General features: G+C 55.6%; 14 protein-coding genes, 2 tRNA genes and 1 pseudogene. 7 read left to right on the top strand and 10 right to left on the bottom strand.

Features of this window, described 5'->3' with window-relative positions:
- Nucleotides 1–3 precede the first annotated feature (3 nt).
- The 3 genes from BIND_RS06665 to crcB are packed head-to-tail and all read right to left on the bottom strand — an operon-like array spanning nucleotide 4 to nucleotide 2,121.
- Nucleotides 4–702, bottom strand: a complete 699-nt coding sequence (locus BIND_RS06665; protein ID WP_012384310.1) for an HAD-IA family hydrolase — start codon at nucleotides 700–702, stop codon at nucleotides 4–6.
- The gene (locus BIND_RS06660) at nucleotides 689–1,741 is read right to left on the bottom strand and encodes an RluA family pseudouridine synthase (RefSeq protein ID WP_012384309.1); all 1,053 of its coding nucleotides are present in this window, start codon (nucleotides 1,739–1,741) and stop codon (nucleotides 689–691) included. Before BIND_RS06660 ends, BIND_RS06665 begins: the two co-directional genes overlap by 14 nt.
- The gene (gene crcB / locus BIND_RS06655; protein WP_012384308.1) at nucleotides 1,738–2,121 is read right to left on the bottom strand and encodes a fluoride efflux transporter CrcB; all 384 of its coding nucleotides are present in this window, start codon (nucleotides 2,119–2,121) and stop codon (nucleotides 1,738–1,740) included. Before crcB ends, BIND_RS06660 begins: the two co-directional genes overlap by 4 nt.
- A 44-nt stretch (nucleotides 2,122–2,165) precedes the next feature.
- Here crcB and BIND_RS06650 point away from each other — a divergent pair, with 44 nt between their 5' ends.
- Together BIND_RS06650 and BIND_RS06645 are read left to right on the top strand one after the other, a co-directional pair.
- A complete protein-coding gene (locus BIND_RS06650) occupies nucleotides 2,166–2,888 on the top strand; it encodes a haloacid dehalogenase type II (RefSeq protein WP_012384307.1) in 723 nt (240 codons plus the stop codon).
- Nucleotides 2,889–3,352: 464 nt separating this feature from the next.
- On the top strand, nucleotides 3,353–3,742 hold the full coding sequence (locus BIND_RS06645) for a hypothetical protein (RefSeq protein WP_012384306.1): 390 nt from the start codon (nucleotides 3,353–3,355) through the stop codon (nucleotides 3,740–3,742).
- A gap of 665 nt (nucleotides 3,743–4,407) precedes the next feature.
- Here BIND_RS06645 and BIND_RS06640 read toward each other — a convergent pair.
- Both BIND_RS06640 and BIND_RS06635 read right to left on the bottom strand, forming a co-directional pair.
- Nucleotides 4,408–4,479, bottom strand: a tRNA-Val gene (locus BIND_RS06640).
- A 641-nt stretch (nucleotides 4,480–5,120) separates the two neighbouring features.
- A tRNA-Leu gene (locus BIND_RS06635) sits at nucleotides 5,121–5,205 on the bottom strand.
- A gap of 292 nt (nucleotides 5,206–5,497) precedes the next feature.
- Here BIND_RS06635 and BIND_RS06630 point away from each other — a divergent pair.
- Nucleotides 5,498–6,508 (top strand): complex I NDUFA9 subunit family protein, encoded by a 1,011-nt coding sequence (locus tag BIND_RS06630; RefSeq protein WP_012384305.1) that lies wholly within the window; start codon nucleotides 5,498–5,500, stop codon nucleotides 6,506–6,508.
- 92 nt (nucleotides 6,509–6,600) lie between these two features.
- On the opposite strand, the gene BIND_RS06625 is transcribed toward BIND_RS06630, so the two are convergent.
- Together BIND_RS06625 and BIND_RS06620 are read right to left on the bottom strand one after the other, a co-directional pair.
- Nucleotides 6,601–7,296 carry a sulfate transporter family protein gene (locus tag BIND_RS06625; protein WP_012384304.1) on the bottom strand — a complete coding sequence of 232 codons (696 nt, stop codon included), beginning with the start codon at nucleotides 7,294–7,296 and terminating at the stop codon, nucleotides 6,601–6,603.
- A 22-nt stretch (nucleotides 7,297–7,318) separates the two neighbouring features.
- The gene (locus BIND_RS06620; RefSeq protein ID WP_012384303.1) at nucleotides 7,319–7,945 is read right to left on the bottom strand and encodes a cytochrome b; all 627 of its coding nucleotides are present in this window, start codon (nucleotides 7,943–7,945) and stop codon (nucleotides 7,319–7,321) included.
- A 469-nt stretch (nucleotides 7,946–8,414) separates the two neighbouring features.
- Here BIND_RS06620 and BIND_RS06615 point away from each other — a divergent pair, with 469 nt between their 5' ends.
- Nucleotides 8,415–8,912: a cupin domain-containing protein gene (locus BIND_RS06615; RefSeq protein WP_012384302.1), complete on the top strand. Its 498-nt coding sequence runs from the start codon at nucleotides 8,415–8,417 to the stop codon at nucleotides 8,910–8,912.
- A complete protein-coding gene (locus BIND_RS06610) occupies nucleotides 8,872–9,480 on the top strand; it encodes a VOC family protein (protein WP_148210576.1) in 609 nt (202 codons plus the stop codon). The genes BIND_RS06615 and BIND_RS06610 overlap by 41 nt, the downstream gene beginning before the upstream one ends.
- A 209-nt stretch (nucleotides 9,481–9,689) precedes the next feature.
- Here the strand turns inward: BIND_RS06610 and BIND_RS21900 are convergent.
- Nucleotides 9,690–10,012: pseudogene (locus tag BIND_RS21900) on the bottom strand (YqhA family protein).
- A 498-nt stretch (nucleotides 10,013–10,510) separates the two neighbouring features.
- Between BIND_RS21900 and BIND_RS06600 the strand changes: the two are divergent.
- On the top strand, nucleotides 10,511–11,944 hold the full coding sequence (locus BIND_RS06600) for an amidase family protein (RefSeq protein WP_012384300.1): 1,434 nt from the start codon (nucleotides 10,511–10,513) through the stop codon (nucleotides 11,942–11,944).
- Nucleotides 11,945–12,062: 118 nt separating this feature from the next.
- On the opposite strand, the gene BIND_RS06595 is transcribed toward BIND_RS06600, so the two are convergent.
- Nucleotides 12,063–12,752, bottom strand: a complete 690-nt coding sequence (locus BIND_RS06595) for a DUF938 domain-containing protein (protein ID WP_012384299.1) — start codon at nucleotides 12,750–12,752, stop codon at nucleotides 12,063–12,065.
- Nucleotides 12,753–12,881: 129 nt separating this feature from the next.
- The gene (locus BIND_RS06590; protein WP_012384298.1) at nucleotides 12,882–13,928 is read right to left on the bottom strand and encodes an alpha/beta fold hydrolase; all 1,047 of its coding nucleotides are present in this window, start codon (nucleotides 13,926–13,928) and stop codon (nucleotides 12,882–12,884) included.
- A gap of 281 nt (nucleotides 13,929–14,209) precedes the next feature.
- Here BIND_RS06590 and BIND_RS06585 point away from each other — a divergent pair, with 281 nt between their 5' ends.
- A complete protein-coding gene (locus tag BIND_RS06585; protein WP_012384297.1) occupies nucleotides 14,210–14,530 on the top strand; it encodes a YdhR family protein in 321 nt (106 codons plus the stop codon).
- Nucleotides 14,531–14,573: the final 43 nt, after the last annotated feature.

Below are 14,573 nucleotides of genomic sequence, written 5' to 3'. Positions count from 1 at the left end.
CTTTCAGCCGGTTGGGCCCAACAAGACCTCGATTTCGGCAAAATCAGCGACCACCCGTTCAGCGCCAGCGGCCTCGAGCACGGCCCTCTCATGATAGCCCCAGGCGACCCCAATCGGTCGCACGCCTGCAGCACAAGCCATTTCCATATCATAAGCCGTGTCGCCGATCATGAAGGCATCAGCGGGCTCGACACCGGTTTCCGCAAGGGCCGCAAGGACCATGTCGGGCGCCGGTTTCGAGGGATGATCATCCGAGGTCTGAACCGTTTCGAAATGGCTGTGCAAATTCCAGCGATCGAGCAGATGCTTCACGCCGCGCCGGGACTTGCCGGTGGCGATGCCGAGCACGAGATCGGTGCGCGCCGCAAAAGCATCCAAAGTCTCTCGTGCACCAGGATAGAAAGGATCGTCATAGGCGGGATCGGCCCGCATGGCGTTCCAGGCCTCCTTATAGGTCTCGACCAGCCCGGCGATCGGCGCATCCGGCCCAACCAGAACGGTGAAAGCCTCATGCAAAGAAAGACCGACGATTGAAAGCGCCTGTTTGCGCTCGGGTATGGGCAGGTCATGGACGGCGAAGGCCCGCCGCATCGCCTCGACGATGAAATCCTGGCTATCGACCAATGTGCCATCGACGTCAAAGATGACTAATCTTCGGTTCTGGCCAGTTTCGCGTAAGGACACCGTGTCATTCAGGAGCATGATCGATCGGGTCCTCGTGCTTTATGTCGAATCCGAAGAGATCGAAGGTTTTTTGCATATGCGGAGGCAGAGGCGCCGTGACATCCAAAATGCCGCCGCGCGGGTGTGGCAAGATCAACCGGCGGGCGAGAAGATGCAATTTACGCTCGACCCCCTCGGGAATCGCGCGGTTGGGATCATTGCGGCGCGGGTCGTCCTTGGGCTTCAATCCATATTTGGGATCACCGATAATCGGATGCCCAATCGCCTCGGCATGGGCGCGCAATTGATGCGTGCGGCCGGTGATCGGTTTCATCGACAGCCAGGCAAGACGCGAGGGAACCTTGTCGACAATGGCGTAATAAGTGACGGAATGACGGGCATCTTCCTCGCCATGTTTGGCGACCCGCATCTTTTCCAAGCCAGCCCGGGCTTCGGCATCACGCCCATGCGGCCCCCTTTTATCCTCCATCCCCTCACCCTTGGCGAGATAGAGCGAGATACGCCCCTGGGCCGGCTTGGGTACACCCTCGACTACGGCCCAGTAGATTTTACGGGCCTGCCGCGAGCGGAAAATCTCGCCCAGTTCCGCCGCCATCCGCCGCGTTTTGGCAACGAGCAACACGCCCGACGTATCACGATCAAGCCGATGTACCAGGACCGGCCTGTCACCGCGCTCATTGGGCAGGGAGGCCAGCATTTTATCGATATGATGGGTCATGCCGGACCCGCCCTGGACCGCCAGGCCAAAGGGCTTGTTCAACACCATCAGGTCGCGATCCTCAAAGAGGATCATCTCGCGCAGAGCCTGCGCATCGGCAGAAACAATTGCCGGCTTTTCGAGCGGGCGCTCGGGGAGATCGAGCGGAGGCACGCGCACCGATTGACCGGCTGCGAGCCGCGTAGCTGTCTTGACACGCGCGCCATCGACCCGCACCTGGCCGGTGCGCACGATCTTGTTGAGATGCGACAGGGAAAGATCCGGCAGGCGTCGCTTGAACCAGCGATCGAGACGCATGCCTTCTTCATCGGTATCGACGGTCAGGGTTTTCGCGCTCACGACAGGCTCCGCGTCAGGGTAAGGCCAAGAAAAAGCCCGCCGAGGCCCAAACCAACCGAGACCAGACTATACAAAACCGCCAGGCCAACGGCGCCGCGTTCGATCAAAAGAGCATTCTCCAAGGAAAAGGTCGAGAAAGTCGTATAGCCGCCAAGCACACCGGTCGCGAGAAACAGGCGCAGGGATTGTGGAAAACGGCTATCGCCATGGCCGGCGAGATAACCGACCAACAGACCCATGGCGAGCGAGCCGCTAATATTGATGAAGCAGGTCATCCAGGGAAAGCCAAATAAGGCCAAGCGCAGGCTCACCTGGTTGAGGCCATGACGCAAGAGCCCGCCAAGACCGGCCCCGCAAAAGACGAGTAAAGAGTCACGCATGCTGGTTTATAGTCTGCCCTGCCCCATAAAACGAGAGGCAAGCGATGAGTTTGAAAACGATCAAGGCCATGCTTTTCGACGTGTTCGGCACCGTCGTGGATTGGCGCTCCGGCGTTGCCCGCGAGGCTGGCGCTTTTTTAAGCCGGCATGGACGCCAGGATATCGATCCCCTTGCCTTCGCTGATGCTTGGCGTGCGCTCTATGTCCCTGCCATGGCCAAAGTGCGAGACGGCACGCGACCTTTCACCCCGCTCGATAGGCTCCATCGGGAAAATCTGGAGGCTGTTTTGCCGCATTTTGGCTTCGATCCCGCCGCTCTTCCGGTTTCTGAGCTGGATGACCTCAATCTGGCATGGCATCGTCTGGATCCCTGGCCCGACAGCATCAGCGGGCTTTCCCGGTTGAAGAAAGGACTGATCATCGCGCCCTTGTCCAATGGCAATGTCCGATTGATGGTGGATATGGCCAAACGCGCCGGCCTGCCTTGGGACGCTATTCTCGGCGCCGAGGTGGCACAGGCCTATAAGCCACAACCGCAAGCCTATTTGCGCACGGCGGAAATTCTTATGCTGAAACCGCAGGAAGTCTGCATGGTTGCCGCGCATAATAATGACCTCGCGGCGGCAAGGGCTTGCGGTTTACAAACAGCTTTCGTGGCCCGCGTGAAAGAACATGGTCCAGGTCAAACCACGGATCTGACCCCTGAACAAGACTGGGATGTGATCGCCGAAGATTTCAATGCCCTGGCGGCATGTCTCGAACTCTAACGCGCCGGTCGAATGTTTGAGCGATTGGGAACGTTTGCCATCGCTCAACGAATGACTCCCACAAAAGCCTGACCAAACACTGAGCCTCGGGCCTATTCAATAATTTGGGGCTGACATTCAGCAAACATAAAGCTGCCTGTTCATCTGATCTTCACAGAAAAATCAGAGACATAGGAATTCACAGGGCCAGCCTTTAAAAGTTTGGCATCGGCCCGCGTAAGTGGCCTGCTTTTCGCTTCGACTTTCCTATCCCTTCGGAAACGGCCGTCCGGATCAACTGAGGATGGACTGTGCTCAAGAAAAACGCCGTGCGTTCGAAGGAGAGGGAGTGGACTCCATGCGCTCCCTATTTCTATAGCAAGAACCGTTGCGCGATCTGCCCGTCATCGGTGGAGTGGCTCACTCAGCTTTTCCTAGTCTTGTCCTGTCTCGGCAGCCCTTCTCTCTCACGATAAGGCGTGCCCATGGCAAGCGTTATTCAAGACGAAATGCTTATTCAAGAAAGCGCCGACAATCTCGACAATTACTACAATCGTTGCCGTGGGATTTCCCATCGGCTCGCCGATGCCCTCCGATCGCAAGGATCTGTCGGGCAGGTCCTACGCTGCCAGGGCTTACGGACCGAAGCCCCTGATGCGGATGAACGTTGGCATGTCCTTGGGGCTCAGCACCAATGGGTGCATTTCCTCGTTCAGATCGAGGGGAAGCGGATCGTCGATCTGACCCGGCGCCAATTCTTTCCTAATTGCGACAACCCGTTCTATCAATCTTTGGAGGGGTTTACAGCCGAATGGGATAAAATCGAACACGAGGAGTCGACATTCAATCATCGTTTTCGAGGCCAAGCAGGTTAACGGGCAATTGTTCAACCAGCCCACCCGGGAAAGCTTGGCGTTTTAGGGGTTCAAGCGCTAACGCAGTCTCGGGGAATTAAAAAATCAATGACCATAGGGGCAGAGATCTCAAACGAGAGTCACTGTCCCTAACCCGTGCGATACAGTTAACGACCGGCCCTTTCCAACGCTATAAGGCGGCGGTACAGAACGTCTGATAATGCGCATCACAGCCGCGCTTGGAGCCTCTAGCGCTCTCTTCTCATCAGGATGCCCTGCACCCACGGTCTGTTGAAAGAGACCTATCCAACGATAGAGACAAACTGGGGATGGCCGTCACTGTAAGGTCAAGGCATAGGGCAAAAGCTCTTTTGCCCTTCAGCAGACCAATTTCTATGATCAGGTCTATCTGCGATGATGGTCTGGGCGCTTGTCATCAATCCTTATCACCGCTTTTATCAACGGCTTCATGGACACAAGATATCGACAAGACAGATAACTCTTGGCCAGACAATGGTCGAGGAAGCTGCTTTTGTGTGGAACGATCTGGATACTCTCATACGATTGTTTAGATGACCCACAGCTTTGTCGCCACGCAGACCACGCGAAAGTTCTCATGTGTTAATCTGATAGCACATAGGGACAAGTGACATTGCATCGCGATGATAGCTGTAGGAGAATCAACGTGGGCGCCACAGGGATTGAACCTATGACCCCTCCCGTGTGAAGGGAGTGCTCTCCCGCTGAGCTACGCACCCATCCTGTGCCTTTGTACGAGCTTTTTCCCTTCCCGGCCCAAAGGCGGCCTTTGATGCTGTCAACCTGCTGGGCTCATGGCCCGCAAATAGGCGCCGCTTCCGCGTTTTGCACTACACTGTTGGGACTAATCTTGCGGTGGATCAGTATGTCGTGTGGCCTTGACTTGGACCAAGGCCCGGTAAACAGCCGTTTCGAAATCCATATTCGAGCAGAGCCATCCAGCTCGAATCGCTGCCGCCAGAGACACGTCGTTTGATGGTCCCGGCAGCTTGGCCGCCATGGACTTGCACGTCTTTCCTGACAGGGGACCTATGAAATCATTGCGCGCTCCGCGAACGGCGCCCGATATCCCAGATTGGCAAATTTTTGCGGCCGCCTAGCAAACCGCAACGCCTAATGTGCAAAGCGCGGAAGCGGCGCGGATTGAAGAGCGTTCAGAACACCTACATCACGATTGCAGGCGTCGAACTATGCACGGGGGCCGGAGGAGACAGTTCAAACTGGGCGCTCTTCGGGTACCGCAACCCAATTTCCCCGGACGCAACAAAACGTCCCTCGCCGATAGGGAACGCTCAATCCGATGAATTGTTTGATTTTCGGTTGGGTTAAAGACGTTTCTGGAGAATCTGAAACGTCAATTTGGTGCCCTGGAGAGGACTCGAACCTCCACGGTGTTACCCACTGGTACCTGAAACCAGCGCGTCTACCAATTCCGCCACCAGGGCCAGCCCATCAAGGCCGTGATGTCTGATACGGGGAGCAGGCCTCACTTGTCAATGTGGAAGCCGGAGCGGAAACGCGAAAAGAAGCGTTTCTTCTCGCCCCTCGTCTCCTCCTCCCTTAAGGACACTATACAAAAGGTCCAGCCTCGGCTTAGAGGACGGTCGATCCGAAAAGGCATCATGGGGCGATCACGATTGCTTTTTCAAGAGGAGCGGAGATCTTTCAACAGGGCTCCCGCTTTCAAATCCAATATTGTAGAACAGCACGCGGTAAAATTCTTCCGGAGGCACGGGGATGACGAACGCATTGGTCAAGACGGGCCGATTGGTCACGGTTTTCGGCGGTTCCGGCTTTATCGGGCGGCATGTGGTGCGCGCCCTGGCCCGTGATGGCTGGAGAGTGCGAGTCGCCGCACGGCGCCCCGATCTCGCCTTTCATTTGCAGCCTGCTGGCCAAGTGGGACAGATTCATGCTGTTCAGGCCAATCTGCGCTATCCTCAATCACTCGCCCTGGCCCTGCGCAATGCCGACGCCGTCGTCAATCTCGTGGGCATCATGAATCCCATCGGCAAGCAGCAATTTTCCTCGATCCAGGCCGAAGGGGCCCGGGCACTGGCCACGGCCACCCGTGAAGCCGGGATCCATAATTTCGTTCATATTTCAGCTATCGGCGCCAATCCTAATTCCTCCTCGGTCTATGCCAGGACCAAGGCCCAGGGAGAGGCAGCCATCCATGAAATCCTGCCCGAAGGCATCATCTTCCGGCCATCCATCGTCTTTGGCCCCGAGGATAATTTCTTCAACCGCTTTGCCGCCATGGCGCGCGTCTCGCCGGCTCTTCCCTTGATCGGCGGCGGCAAGACAAAACTTCAGCCGGTTTTCGTCGGGGATGTCGCCAAAGCCGTGACCGCCGCATTGGGTGGCGCCGCCAAAGCTGGAACGACTTACGAGCTAGGCGGCCCGGAGATTCGGTCCTTGCGGCAAATTCTCGAATTCATTCTTGCCACGACCGAGCGTCAGCGGTTGCTAGTCCCCCTGCCCTTCCCCATTGCCAAGCTGCTGGCCCTTGGCACGGAGCTCGCCGAATCCCTGTCATTCGGCCTGTTCCCCTCCGTTTTTTCCCTGACGCGCGATCAGGTCGAATTGCTGCGCTATGACAATGTCGTTTCCGAACTGGCCAAAAACGAGGGCCGCAGCCTGGCAGCTTTCGGCATCGTGCCGGAATCCTTTGAAACCTTGGCCCCGCCCTATCTCTATCGCTTCCGCAAAGCCGGCCAATTCACCGACCAGTCGCGCATGGCTTGAAGACACCCCCTGCGCCCTTGTCCGCCTTTTGACACTGCATCAAAGCCCAAAGTGCTCAAACCACTTTGGGCTTTGGTTCTTTGAAGCCTATCTCAGAACGGCTGTGAAAAAGGAAAGACGCGCTTCACCAGAATGGCCGAGGTAATGCGGACCATGAAAGCCGTGCAGAACAGCGGACCGAGCAGGTTGAGAATCGGCACGCCGAGCAGCAGAGCCATGAGCAGACCGGCTACGAACAAGCGCGGCGCCTCGGCCCGTCGCAAAAGATGCACTTCGGAAAGCGGCAGATAGCGGGTTGCCGCCAGTTCGAAATAGCCTCGGCCCAAAAGATAGGCATTGGCGCCGATGAAGACCACGGCATTGACACCTGGAACCAGGAGCAGCAGCAAGGCTCCTATATTCACGAGCAAAGACAAGCCGGCGAATCGCAAGCCGAGCCACATCGCCTCGCCATAGGGCAAGGGCCGCCCGAGCGCTCCGGGCGGCGCAATATCGCGTTCAACGACGGCTGCTAATTCATCGAAGAAGAAGCTCGCGACGATAAAGGATACGGCTGGAACCAGGAAAACCAGGCCGACCATCAGCCCCAGGCCGCTGAGCCAGACAAAGATTGTCTGCATCCAGGCGGAAGGCAGGATGACGATGACTCGCGATAGAACGAGACGGTCGAGCCCAAAACCGGCCACCGCAAGCAGAGCGATCGTCAAGCCCAGCGTCTTGTAGAAGACCGCCCGGAAAGGCTTGCTGAACATTTCATTGATTGCGGCGATCGCGGCATCCAGCATCATCGATGAGCGGCCCGTTCGTATTTTATGACCTTGTCAAACGCTTTTGCAGCCCTGGAAGCATGCGCACCAGGACACCATCATGACATACATAATGATGAAACAGGGCTGCACCAGCATGTCCCGCCGCCACGATGATGATTAAAGTCCCCAGCAAATCATGCAGGGACCCAAAAGTCTGGCGCTGCGCAACCGTGAAAACGAAGGGCGAGGGAATGGTAAACAGGCCGAAAAAGCCAAGGATCTCACCCTGTGCCCAGCGAAACAGCCAGCCGAGTACGGTCTGAGCAACGAGCATCGCATAAAGGAGATAATGCACCGCCTTCGCGGCAAATCCTAAAAATCCAGGAATGGCTTCCGGCAATTTGCGGCCAGGCCCACCGCGCCAGAGAAGCCGGGCCACGATGACCACTGTCAGCACGATCCCCAAGGATACATGCAGGGACTGCAAAGCATGCCGCGGCGGCGTGCCCTTCTCCAAAAGACCCCAGATTTGTGCGAGCGCGTAGAGGATGACGACCAGCAGCACGGTCGCCCAATGCAGGAAGATCGTGAAACTGTCATAAATGGGAAACCGTGCGGTCTCCTTTTGCTTCTGACTGCCTTGGCCTTCGGCCGCGGCGAAACCCGCCGGTAAGGAATTGTTCGTCATGTTCCCATGCTCTCGTCAAAAGGGAAGCGACCACCGGTCCACGCAACACGGTGCGTGAAAGGAAGTCCGATAGCCATTTCCCTCATGCTAATCGGGAATGCTCCGAATGGGCATTCCACCAAGGGGCGAAAAAGAATTAAAATTTGTCCATGCCCCTCGTTCATAAACCCATGAAATCAAGGTGTGATCATATTCACTTGATCGCATGTTCGAGATGGCATTCCGTCGCAACCAACAGCCTGACGTGACGTTATGATGGCGTCGTTTCAGAGATCGCAGCGACAGATTGTCGCGCCTACAATGACGCCGCCAGATCGTCGCGATGATGCTTGGCGTGGGAATCGTTCAATCCGCATGCATCATATTTCATACCAACGGTCATAAAGATGACCGCGGGGGGGCACCTTCGTATTTTCGCTATCAAGCAAAGAGGTGATCCTTGATCGGCACGAGATCTCAAGGACAAAGATTGCGCCACTGCATTGTCATTCTCCTTTCCCTTCTTCCACCTCTACCGCTTCTGGCAGCAGAGGAACTGGAGAGACCGGTTTTTCACTATTGGCATAATTGGACCGACGCCACGGGCGTAACACATATGACACGCTGCCCCTTAACCGAATTCACCCTGAAGAGCATGTCGCCGCCGGCAGGCCCCCAATGGCAGGATCGTCAGCCCATTGGTACAGCACAAGTGTTGACCACCGTGCAGCCCGCGGGTTGGAACGGCACTTGGCACGAAGATCCGAAGGTCCAATGGATTATTCCCTTGCGCGGCACATGGTTCGTACAAGCCATGGATGGCACGCGGGTCGAACTCGGGCCAGGTGATATTTCCCTTGGCGAGGATCAAAATTCGACCGGTAAACAAGGTCATCTTGCCGGCAATGTATCCGAGGAGTCAGTCACTCTGATGGTGATTCAGCTCGATGTCACGCCGACAATCGGCCAGCCTTGCCATTTCAAATGAAGGGAAACAGGATGTCAGTACGCAGCCACCTGTCCGAGGCATGGACCATATCGGCATCGCCGTTCCCAATCTCGATGAAGCCTCCCACTTTCTGGAACGGGCTTTCGACGCCAAGCCCATGTATGACAATATCAAGCGCAGCGAGCCGCCGCAGACCGGCCCTAACGCGGAAGCCATGCTGGGCATTTCCTCCGGTACCAAGCTCGTGACCATGCGCATGCTGCAATTGGGCAATGGGCCCGGCATCGAGCTTTTCGAAATGCATGGCTCCGACCAGCATAAACCAGCGCGGCCGAGTGATTTCGGACTGCAGCATTTCGCTGTCTATGTGGATGATCTCGCCTATGCGAGTGAACGTTTTCAGGCGGCGGGTGGAACCTTGCTCGAAGGCCCCAATGAGATGCTGGGGCTGGAAAAAGGCCCCGGCAACGGCTGGCGCTATGGCCGCACACCTTGGGGTTCAATCGTTGAATTAATGACCTCGCCAAGCCCAGAGGATTATGAGCGGGAGACCCCGCTGCGGCGCTGGAAACCAGCACCCGTCGACCCAGCCAAAGGGAATGAATGAGGAATTGGAGAAATTTTATACCAAGAATCGCGGATAATGACTCTTGGTGCCTTTCTCGAATTTTGTTTTTTCAAAAGCGAAGCCAAAATTCGAAGTGCCCATCTGTTATCTTTTCGGATCGATGGTCAACGCTCATGCGCTGAAGATATGCGATTGATCAAGATCAACAGAAGGCCTGAGGCGACGAAAGCGATAAGAATGCCGACGCTTCAAGCCAATTCACGATCGCTCGCCCTGTCAACATTTATGAAAACTTCCAGGACATGAATGGCGACAATGGCGATGATCGAGGTCAAGAGCTTGGCCTTGATGTCACCAAAATCAATCTGCCCCATCCAGTTTGGCCGACACGATTATCGAGATCAAAGCTGGAGACAAAATTCTCGTAACCCGTAAACATCACAATGAGAAGAAGATTCACAATCAAGGACAAATCAATCAAAGACAAAATATTGGTGATGACATCGCTACTCGTGGAAATAGGTCCATAGATGGCCAGAGAAATAGTCTTCTGGCAGAATTTGATGAGCACGATCAGGCTGAGGCCAAGACCCAAATAGAACAGAAGCAATAGCCAGCGGCTCGAAAACAACACATTCGCTATACGGCGTTCGGTCTTGGATCTCACTGGATTTGAAAGGAAACGCTATCCATCAAACTCTCGCACTTCCAGCGGCACCATGACGTCTATCCGACCGTCAGCATAGCAGTCCTACCTCCCCACTCCCTCTTAAAGAAAATCGCTTCCGCTGAATAGTCCTCAATACTTCCAAAGCATGATCCCAAAGGTTGGAAACTTTCGGGACGATTGAAGGTTAAGCCCAAAAGTAAAGAGATCAAAACTAAAGCATATCAATTTTTGAAATTCTTTTGTATTTTCAAATAATTAGGCACATCTGCTCGAGAGTGTGCCATAGGGTGGATTACAAGACATGGGCATAGCTGAGCACAACCTATACCGACGAGCATTCCATACGACACGATGATATCGGCTCAAATTCCAGCGTTGGCTGCACGGTGAGATGTGTTGATGGATATCCTCTATTCGGATGCAGTGGATCAATTGCGGATGCTTTCCACACGCCAACTCAGCGCGCGGGAATTGTTGGATATGGTGGTGGCCCGGACCGACCGATTGAGCGAACGGGTTAATGCCGTCGTCGCCCGTGATCTCGACCGCGCCTATCACGACGCGCAGCTCATTGACGACCGCAGAGCGCGCAGCGAACCCATGGGACGTCTCGCCGGCATTCCCATGACCGTTAAAGACACGTTCGACATAGACGGACTGCCAGCCTCTGCTGGCCTGAGAATTCTGCTCAACCGAAAAGCCAAAGATGCTATTGTTGTCAGCCGCGCACGCGCCGAGGATGCCATTATCTGGGGTCAAACGAATACGCCCACAAAGGCCGCCGACTGGCAAACCTATAATGCCCTCTATGGAACGACCAACAATCCCTGGAATTTAGAGAGAACACCCGGCGGATCATCAGGGGGTTCGGCGGCAGCGCTAGCCGCTGGCCTGACCGCGCTTGAAATCGGCGCGGACGCCGGTGGATCTCTGCGTGTCCCAGCAAATTTCTGCGGCGTGTTTGCTCATAAGCCGACTTACGGCCTCATTTCGCAGAGGGGTCTTGTGCCGCCACCCAATTTCGCGGCCGATGTCGATTTAGCGGTCGTTGGCCCCATGGCGCGGTCAAGCAGAGATTTACGCCTGCTGATGTCAGTCATCTCCGATCTCCCTTTGTCAGCCGAGGCACCGCCCGTCCCAATTAAAGGCTTGAAAGTGGCCCTCTGGTTAGATGAGCCGGCTTTCGTACTGGACGCGGATGTCAGGCACAGGATCACAGTTTTCGCAGAAACACTCGCCGCAAATGGAGCAATTGTCGAACCCGTCAGAAGCCCCATAGAGGCTGACACGTTAATGTTCACATACACAATGCTCCTGTATCCTCTGAGCAACGCTGGCATGCCCGCACAAGAACGCACTCTCTACGAGCTTCTTCGTGGACCAGCGAAAATCGCGCTTGCCTTGGGAGCGAAGCCCTTATCCTGGGCGCAGGGCGTTTTGGCCTCGACCGCCCGTCATCGGGAATGGTTGCGGGCCAACGAAATGCGCGCAGGGATGCAACACACTCTCCAACGCTTCTTCACCCATTATGATGTTCTGTTGAGCCCCATCTCTCCCATGCCGGCTTTCCCCCATGACCATCGGCCATTTTTGAGACGTAGACTGCGAGGCTCGGATGGCCGCACCTTCTCTTATTTGGAATTGTTGAACTGGATTGCGCTTGCAACAACATGCGGTTTGCCAGCAACGGCCCTGCCGATTGGTCTAACCAGCCAGAATCTGCCCGTGGGCGCGCAACTGATCGGCCCACGCAACAGTGATGCACGGACCTTGGCTATTGCCCAAGCCATGGAAGAAATGATCGGAGGATTCCAAATCCCACCTCTCCCATAGTGGCGCTCCTCAAAAACATTGCTTTTGAAAAAGCAGAAATTCTAGGAAGGGAGCCGGTGGCGTCACTCGCTCAGGGGTCGCTATCAGCGCCCCCTGACGTAGGACCTTCGGAGCCCGATCAACGAGAAAATAACAAAATGAAATTATTCGCCGGCAGATCGAGCTGTTTCTTGAGAACAAGCTTGTGTCCGGCAGCGATCTTTTCGAGATCGCGGACATCCTTCAAGCCCCATTCCGGCACGTTTTTGGAGAGAATTTCCTCGTCGAAATTCTGATTTGATGCAGTCGTATAACGGCCATCGACCTTGAAAGGCCCGTAGATCGCCAGAAAGCCGCCCGGCTTCAAGACTTTGGACGCGAGTTCGGCGATCCCCTCCGCTATCGAAAGCGGGGCCACCTGAAACAGATTGATGACGAAGATGGCATCATAGAGCCGCGCCTGCGCATTCACCCATGTATCCGGCTTCGTCAGATCAATCAGAATCGGATCATCGACATTTTTGTTATTCTGTGTATCCCGTGTTTGTTTGATCGTCTCGAAGACCTTGGTATCATAGTCGGATGGATGGAACGAGACTTCCGGAAAATGCGGGGCGAAGTAATTGACATGGGCACCGCTGCCGCTGGCGAGTTCCAGCACCGAGCCATCCTTGGGGAAGAGAGTTTTAAAGACACCAAGAATGGGATCGCGATTGCGCCGCCCCGCCCAGGCGACATAGGGGCTCAAAGGATAGGGGTCGCAAGGCGGCCTCGGCTCGTCGACAATGGGGGCTTCCTTCACAAGGTCCTTGATCGCTTCTTCTGTCATGGTATGGGCTCCAGAATCTGGGCTAGAGCATCAAACCAAAAGTCATCACCACTTTTGGATCGGTTTGATGCGTTTTCAAAAAATCCCCGGCACGATGGCCAATGCCAATCGATCGTCTCGCCGCAAGCGTCACGGCGTTGCCAAAAGCTCTTTCAGCACGGAGTCGATATTGTCCCGATAGGCCTGATCGAGACCAAAAATGGCGAGATGACCCCAGGGCGAGGAGAGGCGCTTCAAATGGCTCTGTGGCACCAGCGTCTGTTCAGCCACGATATCGGCCAGGGGAAACAGATCGTCTTCATCGACCGCGACAACGAATGTAGTAGCGGTGATATGCGACAAAGCCTTTTTGAGATCGCCGCTCGTGTTGCGGCTCACATCACTATCCTGCCATTTGCGCGCGAGCAGGATCAGATTGTTTGGATCCTGTTGCAGAAAATGCTGTTCGACGAAGCCCGAGAGAAAATCATCGACGGAGGAAAAGCCGAGGGCGCGCCAGCCCTCCTGTTCGAACAGACGTGAAGAGAAAACCTTTGTCGCAAACAATTGCGCATGCCGGCGCAAGCCACGATGAACCAGGCCGGGCTCAGCATACCAACCATTGTCAAAAGCCGGGTCGCTGGCGATTGCCGCGATCAACCCTTCGACAACGAGACGATTATGCACGCTCGCGCGCGCCGTTCCCGCAATCGGCGCGGCGCGCAACACCTGCTCCGGATAACGCACAGCCCATTCATAAGTCTGCTGCGCGCCCATTGATCCACCCAGGACGAGTTGCAGACGTTCAATGCCGAAATGTTCGGTCACCAGACGATATTGCGCCCGCACGTCATCACTAATCGACACGCGCGGAAACCGCGCCGCATTGAACGGAGAGGGCTGGTTGTGCGGCGCGCTTGAGAGGCCATTACCGATCTGATTGACGAGAATGATGAAATAGCGTTCGGGATCGAGCGCCCGCCCGGGGCCGATATAGGCCTGTTCCAAGATCTTGCTCGTGCCCGAATACCAGGTGGGGAACAGGATCGCATTGTCCTTGGCGGGCGAGAGCGAGCCAAAGGTCGCATAAGCGAGAGCGAGATTACGGATCGTATCGCCATTGTCGAGGACGAAGGGACCAAGATCGAGGGTCTGATAGGGCCCGTGGCTCTCTTGGTTATAATAGGAATGGGCCACTGTTCTTGCCTCCGCGCTTTGCCGCGCTGTCTCTTGACCCGGGCAAGATTGATTATTTTTATTCCATGGATTTTGTCAACTTAATACATCAGCTTTTCCGTTGACATGGGCGCAGGCAGCCGGGCTTATACGCATGATCACTTGATACGATAAATAAAAATTATAGACTAACTGCGCCTCTCGTTTCGCAAGGCCGCTTCTGCCCCTGAGGCAGCCTCTCTTTCGATTGCAGGCGCCATGACGACATCTCCCGCTCATGGGGAGATATTCAGGAGATTTTGATGAGCAGAACGTTCCTCTACGCCGAGATTCAGGTCGCGATCCCGTTTGAAACCATCGATTGGCGTGCAATCAATATCGCCATGCAGAAGGAACCGGGCTTGAAGAGCAAGACATGGCTGAGCGGCATCAATACCAACACAATCGGCGGCTTCTACGAATTCGATAGCCTGGCCAATGCACAAGCCTATGCGACCGGCTATCTCGCCAAGGCGGCCGCGCAATTGGGCGGAAGCCTTTCCGTCAAATTGTTCGACGGGGATATTGTCGCCGAGGCGAGCGCAGGCATGAACGCTCCCTTTTTCGTGCCCGTTCCAGCGTGACCTTTCCAGCCGGCATCCGACCGCCTTCCGGCTCGGATGCCCG

The organism is Beijerinckia indica subsp. indica ATCC 9039, assembly GCF_000019845.1.
Taxonomy (GTDB): Bacteria; Pseudomonadota; Alphaproteobacteria; order Rhizobiales; family Beijerinckiaceae; genus Beijerinckia; species Beijerinckia indica.
This window is presented reverse-complemented; position numbering and strand designations above follow the sequence as displayed.